Raw genomic sequence first — 20,430 nt, forward strand, 5'->3', positions numbered from 1 at the left:
TTACAATTTCAGAATTATGCCTAAAACCACATGCAGAGCTACAATGATAGTAGTAATAATGCTTCTTTCTTCCTTTAGAACCACTTGCTGTCAGATTATTACCACACTTGGGGCATAGTAATAATCCTCGAAGTGGATACCTTTCGTCCTTAATTTAAACTAAAAATATCTTTCTCCATTTTGTCACCGTGTTCCGGCTTAGCTTAAAATGGTTTGCTAACTGGCTATTATTCAATTGATATTTTTTCTGATAATCTAAAATTTGCAGAATATCAGATTTCTTATAAGAGTGCTGTTTTTGGTTAAATTGTTCAGATTCTTTGTCCAAATTCCCAAAAATCTTCTGGTTAAGACTGAGGATATCGACGGCAGATAAACATTTTTTATCGAGCAGCGGTAAGCATTCCTCTATTTTATCCGGAAATTTCTGATGTAGGATATCTCTATAAATGGTTTTGTAATCGGGACTGGTATTTGGATTATATTTCATTTTTCTTGTATTTGATTATCCATTTGTATAATGTTGTTTTAGGGATCCTGTATTTTATTATTACCTCGTCCTTTGTCATTTTATTGGTCACAATCAGTTCCAATATAAAATCTATAATTTCTTTGGTATAGACGTTTTTTCGGAATTGTGGGAGTGAAGATTTCTTAGTTTTTGTATTATTTGCTACCGTTGATGGTGCATATAAGATGATATGCTGGGAATATATTCTGAAAAAATCATATTCCAAAAGCTTGCTCCACTTTAACAGAATTTCAGTGTTGATACTTTTAGCCTTATACATTTCTTCGATCTCTTTTTCCTGACATTTCAAAAAATTGCAGATACGGGATACTTCTATCCCGCTTTCTGCAACCCTATCATTTATCATTTGTCCTATGTGAATATTTTTGAATATCATTTTTATTTTTTTTCTCTTGATACTAATTTCAGAACAAAGGCAAACAGCAGGGTGTTTACCTTTTATTCAGAAAATCAACAAATCTGTTTTATCTCGTGGTATATCCACCGTTTGCAAAGATGGTCTGCCCAGTGATCCACCAACCATCAGTTACCAGAAATTCTACGAGAGGAGCAATGTATTTAATATCTGTAAGCCCTCCTAAAGCAGATGCTGATTTATGATAAGCTACCGCATCATCACTTTCCTGACCATAGAAAAACGGTGTATCCATAGGCCCGGGAGCAACTGCAGTTACAGAAATACCACGGTTTCCGAATTCTTTAGAAGCAGCTCTGGTAAAGTGCTCTACCGGGGCTTTCATGCCTTCATAAGTAGAATAAAGACCTGTATACGCAGCAAGCAAAGAAGTTACAATCGTACAGATTTTTCCGTTGTCATTCAATTTTTTACCCGCTTCCTGAATAAAGAAGTATGCGACTTTAGAATTAATGTCACTCATGCTGTCATATTCAGCTTCTGTGGTATCTATAAATGGTTTTTTTAGTACTTTTCCTACAGTGTTAATTGCAATATCAATACCTCCGAACCTGTCAACGGCTGCATCAAACAGCTTCGTAACATTTTCTACTTTGATAAGATCGGCCTGTACCAAAATTGCTTCGGCCCCTAATGATAAAACAGCAACTAAGGTTTCTTCTGCTTCTGCTTTTGTACTTTCGCTGTTGTAGTGAATAACAAGCTTCGATCCTTTTGCCGCAAGATTACGGCTTAACAATCCACCAAGGTTTTTACCTCCTCCGGCGATTAATACTACTTTTCCATTTACATTGTGTGTTGTCATAAAATTTTATTTTAAAAATTGTTTTTTTTGGCATTTGATTTAATGCCATGCTGAGCTGTCGAGGTATGTTGAGATCCTTTCATTAAGTCCCGAACCACGTTCAGGATAACATTGTAATGTCATGTTGAGCATTGACTGAAGGTCAACGAACGTAGTTCTGAAGTGAAGTCGAAACATCTTCTTTATTATAGCCCCATCGTTCCCCAGGATGACAGTAGTTTGTTTTTTTTAAAACCTAACAGGTTTAAGAAACCTGTTAGGTTTGTTAATGATTAATCAGGGCAGGTCTGTGTAGTGATACAATGCCAAGCCATAGAAGGCTCACCTTCTTTCTGCGTGTACATCTTCATACATTTGTTGGTAGTATCGTACACCATCATCCCTTCTACAAAGTTGGCTGGTGCAATCCCTACAGGATTACCTCCGCTAAAGGCTACTTTATTAGGTACAAAACCTTTGGTTTTCGCTTCTAATGCTATCCAGCCTCCTTTTCTTACCATTGGCCAGTTATCAGCATTCACTCCAGCTCTATTGAGAGCAGTAATACCTACTTTGGTGTCTAATGCAGTACCGGCTGTAATACCAGGTTTGTAACAATATGGTGGAGTACAGTTTGAAACTGATGCATTTGCAGAACTTCCTATAGCCTGTCCTGTTCCTGCAATCGTAGGTATCCCCATTGTTGTTACGGTATTGCCTACCGTATTACCCAGGTTTTGAATAACAGGACCTGCTGTTCCGGTATACCCTCCTCCTGTATTACCTCCCGGCATAGAAGAGTTCACAAGATTAGCCATAGTAAAGCCTCCTGCACCTTCTATAGCATCAGGACAGCCGTCTCCGTCAGAATCAAGATCTAAATAATTAGGAATGCCGTCTCCATCGGTATCACAGGTTTTGCGTCCGAATAAACCATAGCCAACAGCGTCATTTGTTCCAAAGTTATTACTGGTGAGTGTAACAGAAGTAACCAGATTATTTCCTACCCCTCTAAGAAGAAGCCATTGATCATTCACTGAGCCTATTGAAGAAATAGCTCCCGTTACAGGATCATAGTTCATTACAGCAGAAGAAAGACTCGCCATATAATTGGTTGTCAAGTCTTTTATCATCCAGCCATTTACATCTCCACCGTTAATCTTTAAAGAATAGGTGGCTGATGCAGCTCCATTGGAAAGACCATCCAGATCCTCTATGTAAAATGCAAGTTCATTGGCCGGAACTCCCGGTGAAAAACTATACGTTAAACTTACAGAGTTATTGGTATGGGATTTAAAGATCCTTTGGGTAGCTCCATTAGTGTCTACATAGAAATTATTCAGGTTATCATTAAAGTTAGCGGCTGACTGTAAGCCTGTAGTTGGAGCAGTAACAGTAAGGTTAGACGCTGTATTCCCCTTCCATGTACCGCTTACGTTCTGTGCATAATATCCGCCACAGTTTTCAATCAGATTGGGGATACCATCATTGTCATTATCTAGATCGATAATGTCTGGCTTTCCATCATTATCAGTATCGATACATGCATTCACATATGAACTCTGAGAATATCCTATCCCCTGCCCTCCATTGGCTATCACAGGTATTCCGTTAGCGCCTACTGTATTGCCAAGGTTTTGTGAAACCGGTGAAGCAGATGTTCCTGTATAGTCTGCACCCGAATTACCACCCGGCATAGCTGAATTTACAAGATTAGCTGTAGTAAAGCCTCCTGTTCCTTCTATAGCATCAGGGCAGCCGTCTCCGTCAGAATCAAGGTCTAAATAATTAGGAATGCCATCTCCATCAGTATTACAATATACCCTAATTGCAAATACTACACCTTGTTGTGATCCTGATACAGGCTTGAAAGACAGAGTCGTGTTTATTGTAACACTTTGCCCTTTTGTTGAGAATGCAGGGAAATTATTGGTATCTTCTGTAGCAAAATAAGTAACAGTATTTGTACCGGCCCCTGTTGTACTACTTGAGGTACCAGAACCAAATTTTTCTATTTGCTGGAATACACTTCCTGTTGTAGTAACAATTAATTTTTCCTGATCACTATTCTTAGTTGATTCTGCATCAAATACAGCAACTTCTATTGGATAAGCTAAAGGCTGACCACTTAATGCATTTATTGCACTAATTGTAACATCAAAGCTTTGACTACCTTTATCTACTGCCGAAGTGTATAATGCTTCATTCTTATTATTCTCATTGAGGTTTTTGCTAAGTATTCCAGATATAGATCCTCCCCAGGTAATAGCAGACAAATCAGTTCCCACAAGTGGTTGTGTAGAAGCTGGTGAAGTTGATTTTTGATAGTTTGATATTGTCGCAGTATATTGTATCCCTTTATAGGTAAAATTAGTCGTTGTACCATTAGCGATTGGGCTATTTGGCCAATTAAAAAAGACATATTGCCCAGGTTTTGTAACACTGGTACTTTGTGTGGTCATATTAGCCGAATTCTGATCACAGTACATTTCATCTGTATCTAGTATGCCATCATTATCACTGTCCTGATCACACATATCAGCAACTCCGTCACCATCTGTGTCTGTACCGTAACAAGGGTCCACTGCAAATGTGATAAATTTCCCATCTGCTACATTTTGGTTAAATACCCATTTTGCTATTGCATTCGATGTAGGGTTTACTTTTATAACGTTTGTAGTAAAAGCAGCATCATCCGCTATCAGCATTATCACTTTACCTGATGTGGTAACAAATGTTCCACTGTTATAGGCTGTAAGATCTGCCTCAATGAATAAAGAACCGGCATCAGCATCTTTTTCCTGTGCCATCCAAACTCTCTGGATTCTCTTATAGGTATTTGTACCTACTGTAACATCCACAGGTGCGGTAGTCACATTGTTGTTATCTCCTAATAAGAAGTAAGTTTTATCGCTGGTAAAGCCTGTACGTGCTGCATTTAAGTTCGGATTTACAAAATCATTAGTGGTAGCCACTGTAAGGATTGTTCCTGCATTGACCGATTTAGAAACCTTTTGCTCAAAAAGACCGATGTCTTCTCTTGCTACACCAAATACGTTGTTGTTGAAAACTGTATTAGTTCCTCCGTTCCAGACCATATTGCCGCCAGCATCCAGGTAATGGTCTGTATTTACACGACCCATTGTAATACCGTATTTAATAGCCAGATAAGAATCTACTCTTCTGCGTTCAGTTGCTGTTATATTACCGGCTCCATAGATGATGGTTTCTCCAAGATGACCTATAAATCCACGGTTATCACTGCTTGTACTTAACGAAAATCGGGAATCACCAAACAAATGTCCACCGTTCAGATTTCGTATTCCTGTACCTGCATGATTTGTCGTTCCAAAGTTTGCTGCACCGTTAAGAGCTCTTGTTGTTGAATTAGCGGTAAACGTATGATACATAATACTAGGAATCGTAGTAGAAAAGGCTCCTGCAGGAGTAAATACGCCTGTATCAGTGCTTCCACCTGTGTTGGAAAGTCTTTCTATTCCGTTATCCATTTGAATGGCTAAACCATCCCATCTGCGTAAACCTCCTTCCAGAACAGCATTGTCTACTGCCGATCTGAAGATACTTGGCCACTGTCCTCCGCTTGTCATGCCTTCCTTCGTAAATGTAAATACATCATAAGAATCAGCTGAAAAGGTTCTTACCGTATAATTACCCAGCGACTGTGTTCCTGCTGTGAAATTAATACCCGGGTTAAAGTTGAAGTAAGTGGAAGTACCGGTTACATACTTCGGTAAAGGATTGGTTCCCAGCTGTGCAACGGTAGTTCCGCTCCATACATCTTTCCAGGTAGTTACATCTGTTGCTGGGCCTGTGTTTGCAGCATCCACATCAGCTCTGTACCAATAAGAAAGACTGTTGGTAACCCCTCCCGGTGCATGCCCGAAACCTGCAAAGGTGAAGTATTGCCCGTCTGTTAAAGTTACATTGGCAGTGTTGTAAACCACACCATTCACGGTAACTTCCGCAGTCATTGGTGTGAAAGTGTTGCCACCTGCAAAAGTTTGATCCGAAGACTGTACCAGATACAGGTTTTTAATTCCTTTTGGCCATGCTACCGTAACTGTTCCTACAGTTCCTGTATTCTGTACCTTCCAGATAGATTCAAAACGGAAGTTGGTTGCTCCATTAGAACCTGCTGTATAAGATAATGGTATAGCAAGCTTTTTCTCCAGACCGTTATCTCCCCAAACCAGGTATTGCTTGTTATTAAGAGAGCTGGTGTTTGCGTCATTGGTATTGGCTAAACCTGTAGTGGAGATCAGTACCTGATTTCCAACATTTACAGAGTTACTTTGTTTTTGGTTTATGGCTCCATTAATGTCATCATGAACTATACCGGCAATATTAGAAACATATCCTGCATTGGTCGTTAAATTATAAACGCTAACATTGTCTGGGTTTATATAGTCATGAGAAAGAGTAGTACCATATTTTAAAGCCAAATAAGTATCTACCTTTTGTTTTTCCAGTGTATTCAATATGTTTTTATACCAAATTACCTCTTGGATATCTCCATTAAAAAATCCTAAGCCATTAGCAAAGCCAATCTTTAAATAAGGTCCTGCGACACTACTTCTTTTATTTTGCCCTGTAATGGTTGCTTCGCTACCATTTAGTCCCAGTATTAAATTGTCTGTTCCTGTTGCCGTTCCATCACCAGGATATGGATGAGCAAAATAAATAGATGTTTCATTTAATTTAGCTAGTAGTGAAGTTACAGTTTGATTGATTCCATTAGAAAATCTATAAAAATTAGGACTAAGACCAGATCCATTTACATTAGCATTTAAACCTGGCTCGTGACCTGTATTTATCTCATTATCTAAACCGGTAATTTGTCCATTAGTAGCTCCGGTTGCTCTTGCTACTCCATAAATGGAAAGCGGCATATAAGAAACACCATCATTATTAAAATTTCCGAAAACAGGATTTATTTGAGCATTATAGTTTGTTGAATAATTTGGATCAAGAAAATTATAATACTTGGTTGTAGAATACCCTGTTGTCCAGGTATTAAAGTTATGCTGTTGGTTTCCTGGGTTGGTGGTTACACCGTTAGTACTTGTAAGATCTAATTTGTTAATCGATGCGTCTATCCATTGTGTTGAACTTACATTTTCAGACTTATACCACACCCCAGGAAAGGTAGCAATACCCCCCGGATTATTAGCAAGTCCTGCCAAAGTAAAATACTGTCCGTTTCCTAATGTAACAGTAGCAGTGTTGTACACCACGCCGTTCACGGTAACTTCCGTTGCCATTGATGTAAAGGTATCTGTTCCGTCAAAAGCCGCATCAGTAGACTGTACAACATATAAATTGTTCACACCTTTAGGCCACGCAACGGTTACTGTTCCTACAGATCCTGTATTTTGGGCCTTCCAAATTGATTCGAAGCGGTAATTAACATCTCCGTTAGCACCACCTGTATAGGCCAAAGGTGTTGTAAGAGTCTGCTTTAAACCATTATCACCTACCAGAAGGAATTGCCCATCGCTCAACGTATTGGTGTTCGCTGCATTGGTATTCGCCAAAGAATTTCCTGCACCGATAATCAATTTCTGATCAGTGTTAACACTCTTGGATTGTTTTTGATTTAATGCAGATACATCTTCTCTTCCAATCCCGATAATATTATTATAATAAGCACTATTATTAGTTCCATTCCAGATTACATTTCCTGTTGCACTTAAATAATTTCTATTCTGTGTACTGCTTAAGGTCTGCCCATATTTAACAGCTAAATAAGATTCCACTTTTGTTACCTCATCATCCGTAAGTTTATTCGGGAAGATGATTACTTCATTCTGCTGCCCGTTCAATCTTGCATAATCGCTGTCTCCCCCTACTCTTAAATCATTTCTTGTAGCATCAAGCAATACATTCTGAATATTGGTATTGAAAACCTGATGATTTCCTCTGAGTGATAATAACACTGAATTATTACCCGCAACTCCGGCTCCGTTTTCCCAGGTACCACCACCGATATAATGTCCGGTAGTAGATCCTGTGCTTATTGCATCGTATTCACCAATTACGGGATACAGCAATAAATTATTGGTTCCCGAAAAACTGTAAAGTCCCGGATCATCAGACGCCGGCCCAAAACCTAACATCATTGCAATACCCGCAATGTTACCTGCCGAAAACAATGCACCCTTGCTGCGATCCAGAATATTAACATTTCCGTTTGTAGAAGGCTGGTACAACAGAATATCGTTTGAGCCGTCGAAAGTGACAGTCGGATTAAAGTTCGTTAATGTTGTACTGTTAGAATACACCGGTCGGTTTGCCAGAGTTGCCTGGGATATATTTGTTCCAATACCATTGAATTCGTTCCATTGCTGGATAGTGGCATTGTTAGCAGCTGAAGTTGTTCCGGCATCCGAATAAACTGCGGCATCTGCACGGTACCAGGCCGCTGAAACGATACCACCCGGTGCGTACATATATCCTGCAAAAGTAAAATACTGCCCATTTGCTAATGTTATACTGGCTGTATTATAAACCACACCGTTTATGGTAACTTCCGTAGCCATTGGGGCAAAGGTATCTGTTCCGTCAAAAGCTGCATCGCCAGACTGTACTAAGTACAGGTTTTTTACACCTTTAGGCCATGCAATGGTTACTGTTCCTACATTTCCTGTGTTTTCTACTTTCCATATAGCTTCGAAACGGTAATTAACAGCTCCGTTAGAACCTCCTGTATATACCAATGGGGTTGTAAGGCTTTGTTTCAAACCATTATCTCCAACAATAAGGAATTGCCCGTCAGTCAACGTATTGGTATTTGCGGCATTGGTATTGGCTAAAGAATTTCCTGCACCGATAATTAATTTTTGGTTTGGGTTCTCGCTTCGGGATTGCTTCTGATATAATGCACCATTATTATCTCTTGCAATACCCAGAATATTATTCTGATAGGTAGCAGAAGTATTCCATACCACCGTATTACCGGAGCTTACATAATTTCCCAACAATGTTGACCCCCATTTAACCGATAAATAAGAATCTACACGCGCTTTTTCTGAAGCGGAAAGAGGATTTGCAAATACAATCGTCTCATTGAGCTGACCGTTAAGACTTCCCCAGTTGCTATCACCACCTATTCTGAAGATACGGGTAGTATTACCTACACTAACATTTCCATCCGTATTGGTGTAAATATTTTCGTTACCATCCAGCCATACTTTAGCTAATACGTTAGAACCCGGAGTTCCACCACCATTCAGCCATGAAGAACCTGCAACGAAAGCTTTTGTGGCCGTAAACGAATTGGTAGAGTTAGTAGTATAGCCACTTCCTGCCGTATAAAACAAGAGTTTGTCATTCGGGGAAGCCTGAGATGTGTGCAACCCGGGATAATCCATAGTAGCATCAAAACCTGCCAGTCCTGCTGCACCTACTGTATTCATTTTACCGGAAATATAGATACTTCCCTGAGCACGGTTTATAATAGCATTTCCGTTGCCGGGGTCTGCTGCCATAAAGTCGGCATTAAAGGATACAGTTGGGTTGAAGTTAGCCAACATACTCTGGTTAGAGAAAGTTGGTCTTTGCCCGGCAGTTGCCTGAGCAAGGTTGTATCCTGTTCCCATCTGGTCATTCCACTGCTGAACAGTTGCGTTATCTGCTGCTGCGGTGGTACCTGCGTTGGAATACACACCGGCATCTGCCTTGTACCATACAGCGGCCGTTACCCCGCCGGGAGCCTGTCCCAGTACAAACCATGTAGGCAAAACCATACATATTATTAATAGAAGTTTTTTCATAGGGATTTAGTTAATAGTTTTCGGATGATTTATGTAGTACTATCGGACACAAAAAATGTCAATTTTGTGAAGTGTCCAATACTAAGGTTTCCAGAAAGACCATACTTTGCCGTTGTATACAGCAAGTTGTTTCTTTGTGGTATCATACACCATCATTCCCGGTGCCGGGTTGATGATATTGGTATGGGGACTTGCCACTTTGGGTAAAATCATTGCTTTGTCTGTATCGGTTAAAACCAGGATACCATTGGTTCCATTAGCTGAGGCATTGGTTCCGATGGCAGTTTTTGCTGTAGACAGCTCTGTTTTATCCGCTCCCTGTATAGACAGATCTGCTGTTCCTATCGTAGCTGCAGTACCATCATCTTCACTAAGGTTGACCCATACTCCGCCATTCTTCAGGTACTTTACTTTATGATCCGTTGTGTCATAAATGGTACTTCCCTCTTCAGTAATACCGCTTTTATCGGTTACGTAAGGAAGGATAAGTCCCTTATTTTCTGTATTGGCAAATTCCAGAGAAACAGATGTGTTGCTTACCCCCTCTTTGCCAATTGCCACTTGAGATTTTACTGCCGTTGCAGTGACCAGCATTGCCAGTATCAGAATGTTATTTTTCATAGTAGGTATTTTATGCTCATTTTGGGAGCGGTTTTTTGTTACTTTTATTTGTCATATTGATGAGAGATCCTTCGGCTGTTCTGCTTCGCTCCACGCTCAGGATGACAGAGCACTCTTTTGGAAGAGGTACACCTGTCATGTTGAGCAGAGCGTAGCGGCACTGAAACATCTCTGTTTGTTTGAATATCTTCGCTTTTGTGAGATCCTTCGACAGGCTCAGGATGGCATGGTAAATATCCTTTGGCTTTTTACTGTAACAACTTTATTTCTTAATTAATTTAAAGCCCTGAGATTCGTTGTTTATTTTTACGACATAAACACCGGCGGTCAAATCGGAAATATCTATTTTGTTGTCTGAAACTTTTGATACAGATTTTACAAGAGCTCCGGCCGTAGTGTAAATTTTAACTTCAGAAACCGATTTTGAAGACTGTATGGATACAAAATCTTTTGCAGGATTAGGATATAATAAGGTAGATTTTTTATCAGATGAAATATCGTTAACCCCTAAAAAAGCATCTGTACAGGTAACCTGCGTAGGTATATTGGTATTTGCAGGAGTACCGTCACCATTACCTAACTGATACACATTATCGGTTCCCCAGGCCCAGATGGAAGTATCTGTTTTCAAAGCTCCGAAATGATACCCGCCCACTCTTAATGCCAATGTTTTCCAATTGGTATCTGTTCCAAGCTGAGTTGGCGTATTTCCGGAAGTTCCGGTTGTACCACCATGATCCACCCCAAAAACATATAACGTACCATCGCTTTTTATGATAGCAGACCCATCCCATGATGTTGCGATATAAGTATAATTATTAGCAGCTTCTACCGCTTGTGGTGTACTTATCGCTCCTGCAGGAGCAAATCCCAGTCTTCCATTACTACTATTCCCCCAACCAAATAACTTACCGGTAGTTTTAAGTCCCAATGCATGCTCTACCCCACATGAAACCTCCTGCCAGTTAGTATCTGTTCCGACTTGTAAATAAGATGTAGCTATTCCTGCCGTTGTACCTGTACCGGTGATTCCTAATCCATTGGTTCCTGTAGACCAAAGTGTACCATTGGTTTTGATCCCGAATGAGTTATAATATCCTGCAGACGCTTTTTCCCAGTTTGTAGCGAGTGAAGTTTCCTGTTGCCATGATGTTTGGTTTACCAGGTTTCCGTTGGCAAGCTGTCCGTAAGGGTTAGCGCCTACCCCCCACATTGTACCATCTGTCTTTACAATCAGACTGTGATGATAACCAGCAGAAAAAGATTTAACATTCTGAGCCATCAGAAATGGTGCATATTGACTTACAGTAGTTCCTGTTGCTAAATTTCCCCATGTATTATCGCCCCAGCCATAAAGATTGTTGTTGGATTTTTTTGCCAAAACAAACCATCTTCCGACCGAAATATCTGTCCAGTCTGTATCGGTTCCTATCTGTGTAGGATGCTGTACTATTGTTGTAGTACCAGAGCCATCACCAAGAATACCGTTGATGTTTTGTCCCCACATCCAAAGTGTTCCGTCTTCTTTTAAAGCAACACTGAATGTTTCTCCCTGTGAGAATTTCTTCCACCCGGTAGTGGAACATTGTGCGTTAATCGTGCTGAAGCTAAATAAAAACATACCCAGACCAACTGCTGCTGCTTTTTGCTTGTTTGAGAAAAATGTAGTGTGTACCATAATTTGATTTTTTGTGGTTAGTAAATTTGATTTTTTATAGATTTATTGTTATCATGTGTTTATATGAACTTCTTCTCTTTTGTTTGAGATCGACTTCGTTGAACCGTTTCGTTAGGTTTCTTCAACTCCGCTTAGGATGACAGTGCATCGTTTTGAGATCCTGAGCGTGAAGCGCAGCGGCGCCGAAACATCTCTTTTATGTTAAGATTTAATTACTAAGCACAGGTGCTGTACCTCCTGCAGCACACGGAGTGATCACAAGACATACATTACTTACATTATTAACAAGGTTACTGCTTAGCCCGCTTATATTGCTACTTCCGTTGGTAAATGCTGCAGGGTTACTGCCGCAACTTGTATTGGTCTGCCCTGCTGCATTGGTTACATTTACGGTAATGGTAGCTGTAGTATTGGCAGCGATGGAATATCCTGATGTCGCTATGGATGTTCCTCCTGCAGTGACTGTAGTTGTACCCCCTATAAGACCTGTTACCACAACATTAGGGTTAGAAGCAATTCTCAATCCGCTTGGCAGGGTATCTATAAAGCTAAGACCCGATAATGCTGTACTTCCTGATTGGGTATTGTTCACTGTAAAAGTATAGGTAGCAGTTCCTCCCTGTTGGATAATAGCTGGTGAGATGCTTTTGCTTAAACCTGCTACAGGAGTTATGGTAGGAGAAAGATTGTCATATAACTGATATACAGTACCACTCGACATCGCTGATCCAGTCTCTCTCCATTGACCAAATGTCACATATTCTTCCGTTCCATCGGCAGTATAGGTAAGCGTTACAGGTACCCAGGTGTTTCGTCCCGCAGCACCATAGACTGCAGTATTGCTTGCAGGTATCAATACCCTTTTCAATGGATTCCAAGAATTTAGCATACCGCCAGCACCCGCAGCAGTTGAACCTACGCCAGTTGCGTTTGAACTTGTGGGTGCGACAGCTGAAAAGCATACGCCTAAAAAACCTTGTTCTGCTGGTATTAGATCAACAAAGTTTAGCCCTGTATAAAATGTTGTTCCTGATTTACCATAGAGGTGCATGGTGTAGAATGTAAAAGAATAGGTAACACCTGCTGTCAGCTTTGTCGACAATTTGTTGGTGATATACTCTTTTATATTATTTGCCCCTCCTACTATCTGTTCCAGAAAACCTGCAGCATAGGCAGATCCACTTTGAGCACTTACAGGGGTAAACGGGGCAACACCTGTGGCAGAAATACTGATACGATAATCACTGTTACTTGGGTTAGGAGGTCCATAGTAATAATCACAGGTTCCCGCTGTTGACTGTATCCAGTTGGCTGCTTTGTTCATTTGTGATCCCCCATTTGGATACGAACTTGCCGTAGAAGGCGAACCTACTAATAGTTCAAAATCGGGATTACTTAATGCCTGTGCTGCTGTTGTATTGAGGACTCCAGCCAAAAGAAAGCTTCCCAGTGCTAATGCTTTGGTGCTTGCTTTTGTTTGGGTTAAAATATGTTTTGTTTTATTCTTCATTTTGTTTGTTTTTAATAGTAAAGATTGTCTTCAGTTTTGCTCGGTTTGTCATGTTGAGCAGAGCGAAGCGACGCCGAAACATCTTTTTGTCTTTTATATGAACTTCTTCCCTTTGAGATCCTTTGGTTGCTTCGCTTCGCTTCACACTCAGGATGACAGAGTACATCCCTTTTAGAACACCTGTCTGTCATGCTGAGCTTGCAGAAGCATCTTTTATATATTCATTTTTCAGTTGATATTAGGACCTGTATTTCCTGCATTACAACAAGGGGTGATTGTTACTGTTACTGCAGAGCTTGCCGGACTATAACAACTGTTAGTACTGTCATAATAATAGGCATAGTATGTACCTACTGTTGCTGCCGTTGGTGTAGCATAGACAGTCCCAGTATGGGTATCGTTGGTAAACCATACCAGTTGTGAAGTACCTGGTGCTGTAGCCGTATGTAAACTATTGAGGTTTACGGTTGTCGCAGAGCAATTGGCAGAATTATTTAATGTTGTACCTGTAAGCGGAACTGCAGTATTACCTGCAGTACACTCCACAATAGAAGCAGAGCAAATACCTATTAAAGATCCCGTCATACCACCTAGCCCACTCATTGTAAGTGTTGTAAAAGAAGTAGGAGAAGTTAGCTGGAAAATCCCGCCTCCGCCTGGACTAGGTGGTGCTCCTGCTCCAGAAAATATACTGTTCCCATTGATTACAGAATAGCAATTATTAGTTGAACTAATGGAAATTGCTCCTCCATTGGATGTAAAATAGAATTTTTCATTATTATTACCACCTGCAGCAGCTAATAAAATGATAATATTATTGACAGGCTTAGAAAAAGTAAGGACTGTCTGCCAAGGTCCAGTATCAATGCCAGTAGTAGCACCCACATAAAGATTATTATTGGATAAGTTAACACCAGAACAACCTGAAAATGCACCAAACTGTGAAACATAGCCCGTAGAAGCAGAAGTTACCGAAACCCCATTAACAGTAATTGTTCCATTAGGGGGTATGTTGGCAGTAGTACCTGTGCATGTTTGTGCTTTTGCTGTCGCAACACTGATAAAGAGTATCATTATTCCTAAAGCCAATGTCTTGATTGAGATAAGGGTTTTCTTAATGAAATTATTATATGTTTTGTTCATCTTGTTCGTTGTTATTTTTTATTAAAAAGACGCTTCTGGTTTTGCTCGGTTTATCATATTGAGCAGAGCGTAGCGGCGTCGAAATATCTCTGTTTTGTATGAACGTCTTCGCTTTTATGAGATCCTTCGACTGTTTCGCTTCGCTTCACGCTCAGGATGACAGAGTGTCATCCTGAGCGCAACCGAAGCATCTTATTTATTTTTAGTCCGGGCAGGTTTGTGTGGTTACACAATGCCATGCCATTGCAGAATCACCATCTTTCAGGGTGTACATTTTCAGACACTTGTTGGTCGTATCATACACCATCATTCCTTCTACAAAATCTGCAGCTGCAATACCTACCGGGTTTCCCCCTGAGAATGCTACACGGTTTGGTACGAAACCTTTTGTTTTAGATTCCAATACCAACCATCCGCCTTTTCTTGTCATTGGCCAGTTGTCTGTATCTGTAGTGCCGGCTCTTCCAAGAGCAGTGATTCCCACTTTGGTATTTAATGTAGAACCTCCTGTAGTAGCACCCGGCTTGTAACAGAAACATGATGGTACAGCAGCGCTTGATACACAAGCAACAGCATCTGCATAACGTACATAGTAGTTAGTAACCGTACTTGCTACTCCTGTAAATGAAGGAGATGACTGCCAGTTTACATTATCAAGACTATACTCGTAGATAGCACCCAAAGGAGCTGTTACCGTAAGCGTAGAAGCATTACAGTCTCTGCTTGCTGCAAGATTCTGTGGTTTGTTCATTTCAAAACGGATATCATCTAAAGCGATATCATTACCATCACCTCCCGGAGCATTGTTCAGAAGAACCAGATCTAATTGTGTAGAAGTAGGAACAAAGTTCATTGAGTACTCATTCCATACATTATGTGCTGTTATATCACCAGATGAAACCTGGTTCAAAACAGTACCGCTGGCAGGATCTATTACCTGGAACGTAGCATTTGGCTTTATTACATCATCACTAAGGCTCATCAGCCAAGCCGAGAATTTATAAGATTTCCCGGGTACCAGATTGGTAAACTTGCGACGGAAGAAGATTCCTTTGTCATAAGAAGCGTTGATGGTCATCATTCTTCCCGTACCATCGTTACTGGTATGGTCATAAGGAGGATCATCATTCCCCCCCCAGAACTGGCCTACATTTGCTACTACTTTATAATAACCATCTTGTGCAAAATTGTTACCTGTTGCATAATGGTAGCTTGTTTGTCCCGCTAAAGGAGGCCCCACAGTACCAGCGGCATCTGAACCAAAATCTTCAAAGAAAACAGTGCTACAATCATTACCCATGGCAAAAGTATTCACCAACCCGTTTGTAAATACGGCATGTACTGTTTCACCTAAAGCAACATTCACGGTAACAGACTGGTCTGCAAAGTTGCTGGTAGAATTGGAAGTAGGGTCATACACGTCTATACTTTGTAATTCCCATCCGGAAGTTGCCGTTTCTTTGATGGTATAGGTTCCTACAGGAACTTTTATCATGATAGAGTTCCCCTTGTTTGTTGTTCTCACTCTTTCATCATCCAGCCAGGTTGCCGTAGTACCAGCAACCACACGGGTATAGATTGAGCTTAACATTGAATAGGCAGGATTAGTACCCCATGCCTGATCTTTATGACCCGCTGTTATTCTGCCTGCCAAAAGCCTGCTGGTTGTTTCATGTACCCCCCATGTGGTACCGGAGATCCATTTACGGGCAGAACCAACTTCGTTTGAAGAAATTACCTCTCCCGCAGAAGTTACAGCAACATCATCTACATATCCCGGAGTTCCCAAAGATGTTTTCACCCCTGCAGATGTTAATCTGTAGACTATTGTTCCGTCTGTTACAATTGCGTCACCATTAGATGGATCGGCATCAACACCTTTAAGGTTATTTGTGGTAGTTCCCACCTGAGACCATGCAGTACCAGATCCGCTGTAGATCCATATCGTGTTGTTGGAAGTCATAATATAAGGTGTAGTATTCCATGCAGAGCCTACGTCTGTCGCATTTAGTGTGCCGTAGTTCGCAGGACTACCTATCACTGTAGGTGCTGCCACACCATCGTATCTCAATACCTGACCTGCAGTATTGGTGAAGTAACAATCGTTACCTGCAGCTCCGTCTACTTTTGTTGCCGTAGTTACCGTAGTCTGTACCCAATCTGAGCTTCCTGCATTTCTATAATACAAAGTTCCGTTGGCATCTACTGCCCAAAGGCGACCGTTTTCTGAAGAACCCAGATCACTAAGATCTACTTTGGTCTCCTTATCATTAAGTGTAAAGGCTGTAACAGGACCTCCGTTTACGGTAAAGTTAAAGTCTACACTTGAGTTTTCATCTAATGCCTTTTTATTAACGTAGATGTAACCATAATCGGTAACAGGGCAAACACTATCTATCGCTACCATTACCGGACTACCTACCGGTGAGTAACAGTTGTTGGCAGCGTCATAGAAGAAAGGCCAATAAGTACCATTTGCTACTGCAAGAGGGTTGCTTACCTGCGTACCTGCAGTTCTTGTGCTCGTAGTGTACCATACTAAGGTAGAACCATTTGGCACAGAACCGTGAGGTAAAGCGCTAAGATTTACCGTAGGATAGTTACAGCAGGAATTTCTTACCACTGTTGCTTTACTTCCCGGGCTGTAACAAGTATTGGTAGAATCATAATAAAATGCCCAATAGTTGGTAGGGGTAGCTGTTGCATTTACTGTAGTGCTGCTAAGCAGTGTAGATGCAGACGGCGTTGCTGAATTGTGCCATTGCAGCACAGATCCTGCAGGAGCAGCTGCCACCGCAATTGAATTAAGGTTCACCGTTTGTGTGGTTGCAGGTGCCGTACATGGCGCGCAAGCATTGATAGTTACTGTTACTGGAGCAGACGCCTCAGAGTAACAACCATTGGAAGTGTTGTGATAAAAAGCATAGTAGGTACCTGCCGTAGCAGTTTCAGGTGTAGCGTAAGCAGTACCTGTGTGTGCATTATTGGTAAACCATACCAAAGTAGAACCCACAGGAACTGCTGCTGTATGTGCCTGTGTATTTAAATTAACCGTAGCAGAAGGACAGCTGTTTGATACTGCTGTATTGACTGCCGGTGCTGCAGATCCTACATTGCTTACCGTAACGGCAGCGCTTGCAGAGCTATAGCAGCTATTTGATGTATTTTGATAAAACGCATAGTAGGTACCTGCTGTAGCAGCTGTAGGGGTAGCGTACGCTGCACCTGTATGTGCACTATTGGTAAACCATACCAACTGTACGCCTGCAGGTGTTGTACCACTCTCTAAACTGTTAAGATTAGCAGTGGTTGCAGGGCAGTTAATTGCCAATGAGTTAGCCGATAATGACGGCGCAGCTGCAGTATAATAACTTACTGTTGCAGGAGATCCCATCGTTCTGGATTTACCCGATGCTACCGTATAAAAAGCATAGTACGTACCTGGTGCTACAGCAGTAATGTTGGTCATTACAGCGCTACTGGCATCATTGGTAGCGTGCCATTCTACTTCACTTGGATTGGCTTCTGAGTTAGCGTTGTTAAGACTAGCTGTTGTACCTTGGCAAATAACTAAGTCTTTTACAGCAGGGCCTATGTTTACGGCGCATACTGAAATAATAGATGTACTATAGCTATAGGTAGGAACCACAGTATCGGCATTGCTATTATTTCCCATACTACCGTAAACTAAATGTCCAACATAGCCAAATCGGTCCGTCCCTTTTTTTATATTTATAGTAGTATGACCACTTGTTTCTACAGCGGCAACTTGATCGGTTACTTTAAGCCCGTTTGCAGCAGCACTTCTTCCTGGCATATAGATAGGATTATAGTAGGTATTGTCTGCCGCACCGCCAATCATGAAACCACTATTAGATCCCCAAGCCCACAGTTTGTTTTGATAAGTTAATACATTGATTGCGCTAAATGCGCCCGCTCCGTTTTCAGAATGTTCACTAGGTGAAATCCAAGCAATGTTTTCTAATGATCCAGTACCTTGACCATCCTGATTGGTTACTTTTTGTGGCTGTACCCAGTTCGTTTTATTAACCGTTGTTCCATCTCCTAATTGTCTGGCAGAATTGTCTCCCATAGAATAAAGCTTACCATCCTTCGCTAACAGATAGTATGATTGCGATGATGTTGTGCCTCCAGTCATCCCAATCATTTTAGGAATAGCTCCTGAAGGTATTGACACTTGTGTTGCGTAAGTTCTGTTGGCAACAGCAGATCCATCGCCAAGATAAGTTCCCGTACCCCAAGTATAGAGTTTTCCGTCTGAAGTCAAAGCAAACAAAGCACTGTGCATACCTCGCATGGCAACTACATTGGTAAGGTCTGTGGTTGCTGATGTTTTGACACGATGCCAGATAACGTTATTGGTTACGTCCTGCGCTGTTCCATCTCCATTTTTATTACCCGTAAACGATAATACCCAAGCATCACCACTGCAAGTCACAATAGCCAATGTACCATAAGAACCGAACATCATCTTTACTTGCCCCGGTAATACCCCTGCAGGTAAACCATCGGTTTTACCATTGACACTAATCTTACCAAAAGCTGCGGTACTTTTAATAGTAGAACTAATTAACGTATTTGTTCCTCCCCATACGTAGAGACCATCCGTAGTTAATAAAACATGCTGTTCAGGTAAACCACCTGCCGTAATATATCCTCCAGTTGCTTTCAATGGTGTCCCTATATAATTATAGCCATTTGCCGGAGTTATGTCTCTTGGAGAAAGTAAGTTTCCAGTTCCGTTGCTATCGGTCTGTGCTCCCCATGCTTTGAAGGTTCCATTACTTTCTTTTACTATGGTTGAATGAAAAATAGATACTATATTGTCATATTCTATGGTATTCGGATCAGAGCTATTTACATAAGTGTTAGAATTACATCCCGATACACATTGAGCTTGTATTATGCTATTACTCATAAAGAGCAATAGCATCAGAAGCAGCTTTTGTTTTTTTAGAACCCTTGCTATGGGTTTCGTTGGTTGTTTTTTCATCATAAAGTTTTTGTTTTGAATTTTTGAAATATCATATCGTACTTACTGCTTTGCCATCGGTATTTAAATGGGTGGCAAGGTTCAATAATTAAGGTATGCTCCGGAGGAACAGCCTTTTGAGACATGATTTCTTTTCTTTTCATCATTTTTGAAATTGTAATTATTATTCTATTTATATTGTTGTATTCTTTTATGGTGAGATCCTTCGACTGTTCTGCTGTGCAGAACTACGTTCGCAAACTTCGTTACAAGCTGTGCTTGCTCCTCATTTGTGCTCAGGATGACAATGCATTTGTTATGTTGAGCAAAACGAGGTTTTTGAAATAACAGTGCATTGAAACAGTAATCTGTTTTTATGAAATGAACTTAGGCGGAGGTCTTTGAAAATTTTGTAAAAAGTAACAACCGGAGAATAACCGGCTTTTATAGAAAATAGCAAGAAAAATACTGATAGTAAGAATCAATGCCCCAATCATCTTCACTTCATTTCCTATGATGCATTTGAAGCTGAATGATGTACTTCCGAAAGCATAAACCTCCAATATCGAAATGTGTAAATGAGTATCTGATTTTGGATTATTACTGAATCTGTAAACTTCTTTCAGGTTTTGTTTAGGTTTAAAAGTTTTTTGGCAAGATTTTTTAGTTTGCAGTTTCTTTGCAACCAGTAACTTTTGAAGACTTTTTGGCTTAGTGTGGTTTTTTTTTGTTTTAACAGAGGTAATATGCTGATTTCCCAAACCGGAAATTACTGCATCTTCCGCAATTACTATTTTTGCACCTCCATCAATTTCTATATGGTTATAAGCTTCTTCCGGTCTGCCAACTGCCTGCATCATGTGGAAACCTGCAAACAGAAAAAACAACAGAAAAAATCTTCCCTTATGATGAGGGAGGGAAGATTTACGCTTCATGGTTGTATTTTCAGAATCCATATGGG

At 40.7% G+C, this 20,430-nt stretch carries 10 protein-coding genes and 1 pseudogene; all 11 read right to left on the reverse strand.

What is annotated here, in order from left to right:
• Positions 1 to 43: 43 nt before the first annotated feature.
• A pseudogene (locus FW768_RS23970) lies at positions 44 to 154 on the reverse strand (zinc ribbon domain-containing protein); the annotation flags it as partial.
• Positions 155 to 490: a helix-turn-helix domain-containing protein gene (locus tag FW768_RS05830; RefSeq protein WP_153393611.1), complete on the reverse strand. Its 336-nt coding sequence runs from the start codon at positions 488 to 490 to the stop codon at positions 155 to 157.
• The gene (locus FW768_RS05835) at positions 480 to 908 is read right to left on the reverse strand and encodes a transposase (protein ID WP_153393613.1); all 429 of its coding nucleotides are present in this window, start codon (positions 906 to 908) and stop codon (positions 480 to 482) included. The genes FW768_RS05830 and FW768_RS05835 overlap by 11 nt, the downstream gene beginning before the upstream one ends.
• Positions 909 to 996: 88 nt before the next feature.
• Positions 997 to 1,752, reverse strand: a complete 756-nt coding sequence (locus tag FW768_RS05840) for an SDR family oxidoreductase (protein WP_153393614.1) — start codon at positions 1,750 to 1,752, stop codon at positions 997 to 999.
• Between the two features lie 272 nt (positions 1,753 to 2,024).
• The gene (locus FW768_RS05845; protein WP_153393616.1) at positions 2,025 to 9,524 is read right to left on the reverse strand and encodes a thrombospondin type 3 repeat-containing protein; all 7,500 of its coding nucleotides are present in this window, start codon (positions 9,522 to 9,524) and stop codon (positions 2,025 to 2,027) included.
• An 81-nt stretch (positions 9,525 to 9,605) separates the two neighbouring features.
• Entirely contained in the window at positions 9,606 to 10,145 is a 540-nt protein-coding gene (locus FW768_RS05850; protein ID WP_153393618.1) for a hypothetical protein, read from the reverse strand.
• 262 nt (positions 10,146 to 10,407) lie between these two features.
• Complete coding sequence (locus FW768_RS05855; RefSeq protein WP_153393619.1) at positions 10,408 to 11,823, reverse strand: RCC1 domain-containing protein; 1,416 nt, start codon at positions 11,821 to 11,823, stop codon at positions 10,408 to 10,410.
• 208 nt (positions 11,824 to 12,031) lie between these two features.
• Positions 12,032 to 13,333: a DUF7933 domain-containing protein gene (locus FW768_RS05860; RefSeq protein ID WP_153393621.1), complete on the reverse strand. Its 1,302-nt coding sequence runs from the start codon at positions 13,331 to 13,333 to the stop codon at positions 12,032 to 12,034.
• 228 nt (positions 13,334 to 13,561) lie between these two features.
• A complete protein-coding gene (locus tag FW768_RS05865; RefSeq protein WP_153393623.1) occupies positions 13,562 to 14,476 on the reverse strand; it encodes a hypothetical protein in 915 nt (304 codons plus the stop codon).
• Between the two features lie 202 nt (positions 14,477 to 14,678).
• Positions 14,679 to 19,493 (reverse strand): hypothetical protein, encoded by a 4,815-nt coding sequence (locus FW768_RS05870; protein WP_153393625.1) that lies wholly within the window; start codon positions 19,491 to 19,493, stop codon positions 14,679 to 14,681.
• 350 nt (positions 19,494 to 19,843) lie between these two features.
• The gene (locus tag FW768_RS05875; protein WP_153393627.1) at positions 19,844 to 20,425 is read right to left on the reverse strand and encodes a hypothetical protein; all 582 of its coding nucleotides are present in this window, start codon (positions 20,423 to 20,425) and stop codon (positions 19,844 to 19,846) included.
• Between the last annotated feature and the right edge of the window lie 5 nt (positions 20,426 to 20,430).

It is taken from the genome of Chryseobacterium vaccae, from assembly GCF_009602705.1.
In the GTDB taxonomy this organism is placed as follows: Bacteria; Bacteroidota; Bacteroidia; order Flavobacteriales; family Weeksellaceae; genus Chryseobacterium; species Chryseobacterium vaccae.

Bases quoted from the DNA above. Each gene is read 5' to 3' on its own strand.
- FW768_RS05830 (WP_153393611.1), bottom strand. From the start codon at position 490: ATGAAATATAATCCAAATACCAGTCCCGATTACAAAACCATTTATAGA.
- FW768_RS05835 (WP_153393613.1), bottom strand. From the start codon at position 908: ATGATATTCAAAAATATTCACATAGGACAAATGATAAATGATAGGGTT.
- FW768_RS05840 (WP_153393614.1), bottom strand. From the start codon at position 1,752: ATGACAACACACAATGTAAATGGAAAAGTAGTATTAATCGCCGGAGGA.
- FW768_RS05845 (WP_153393616.1), bottom strand. From the start codon at position 9,524: ATGAAAAAACTTCTATTAATAATATGTATGGTTTTGCCTACATGGTTT.
- FW768_RS05850 (WP_153393618.1), bottom strand. From the start codon at position 10,145: ATGAAAAATAACATTCTGATACTGGCAATGCTGGTCACTGCAACGGCA.
- FW768_RS05855 (WP_153393619.1), bottom strand. From the start codon at position 11,823: ATGGTACACACTACATTTTTCTCAAACAAGCAAAAAGCAGCAGCAGTT.
- FW768_RS05860 (WP_153393621.1), bottom strand. From the start codon at position 13,333: ATGAAGAATAAAACAAAACATATTTTAACCCAAACAAAAGCAAGCACC.
- FW768_RS05865 (WP_153393623.1), bottom strand. From the start codon at position 14,476: ATGAACAAAACATATAATAATTTCATTAAGAAAACCCTTATCTCAATC.
- FW768_RS05870 (WP_153393625.1), bottom strand. From the start codon at position 19,493: ATGATGAAAAAACAACCAACGAAACCCATAGCAAGGGTTCTAAAAAAA.
- FW768_RS05875 (WP_153393627.1), bottom strand. From the start codon at position 20,425: ATGGATTCTGAAAATACAACCATGAAGCGTAAATCTTCCCTCCCTCAT.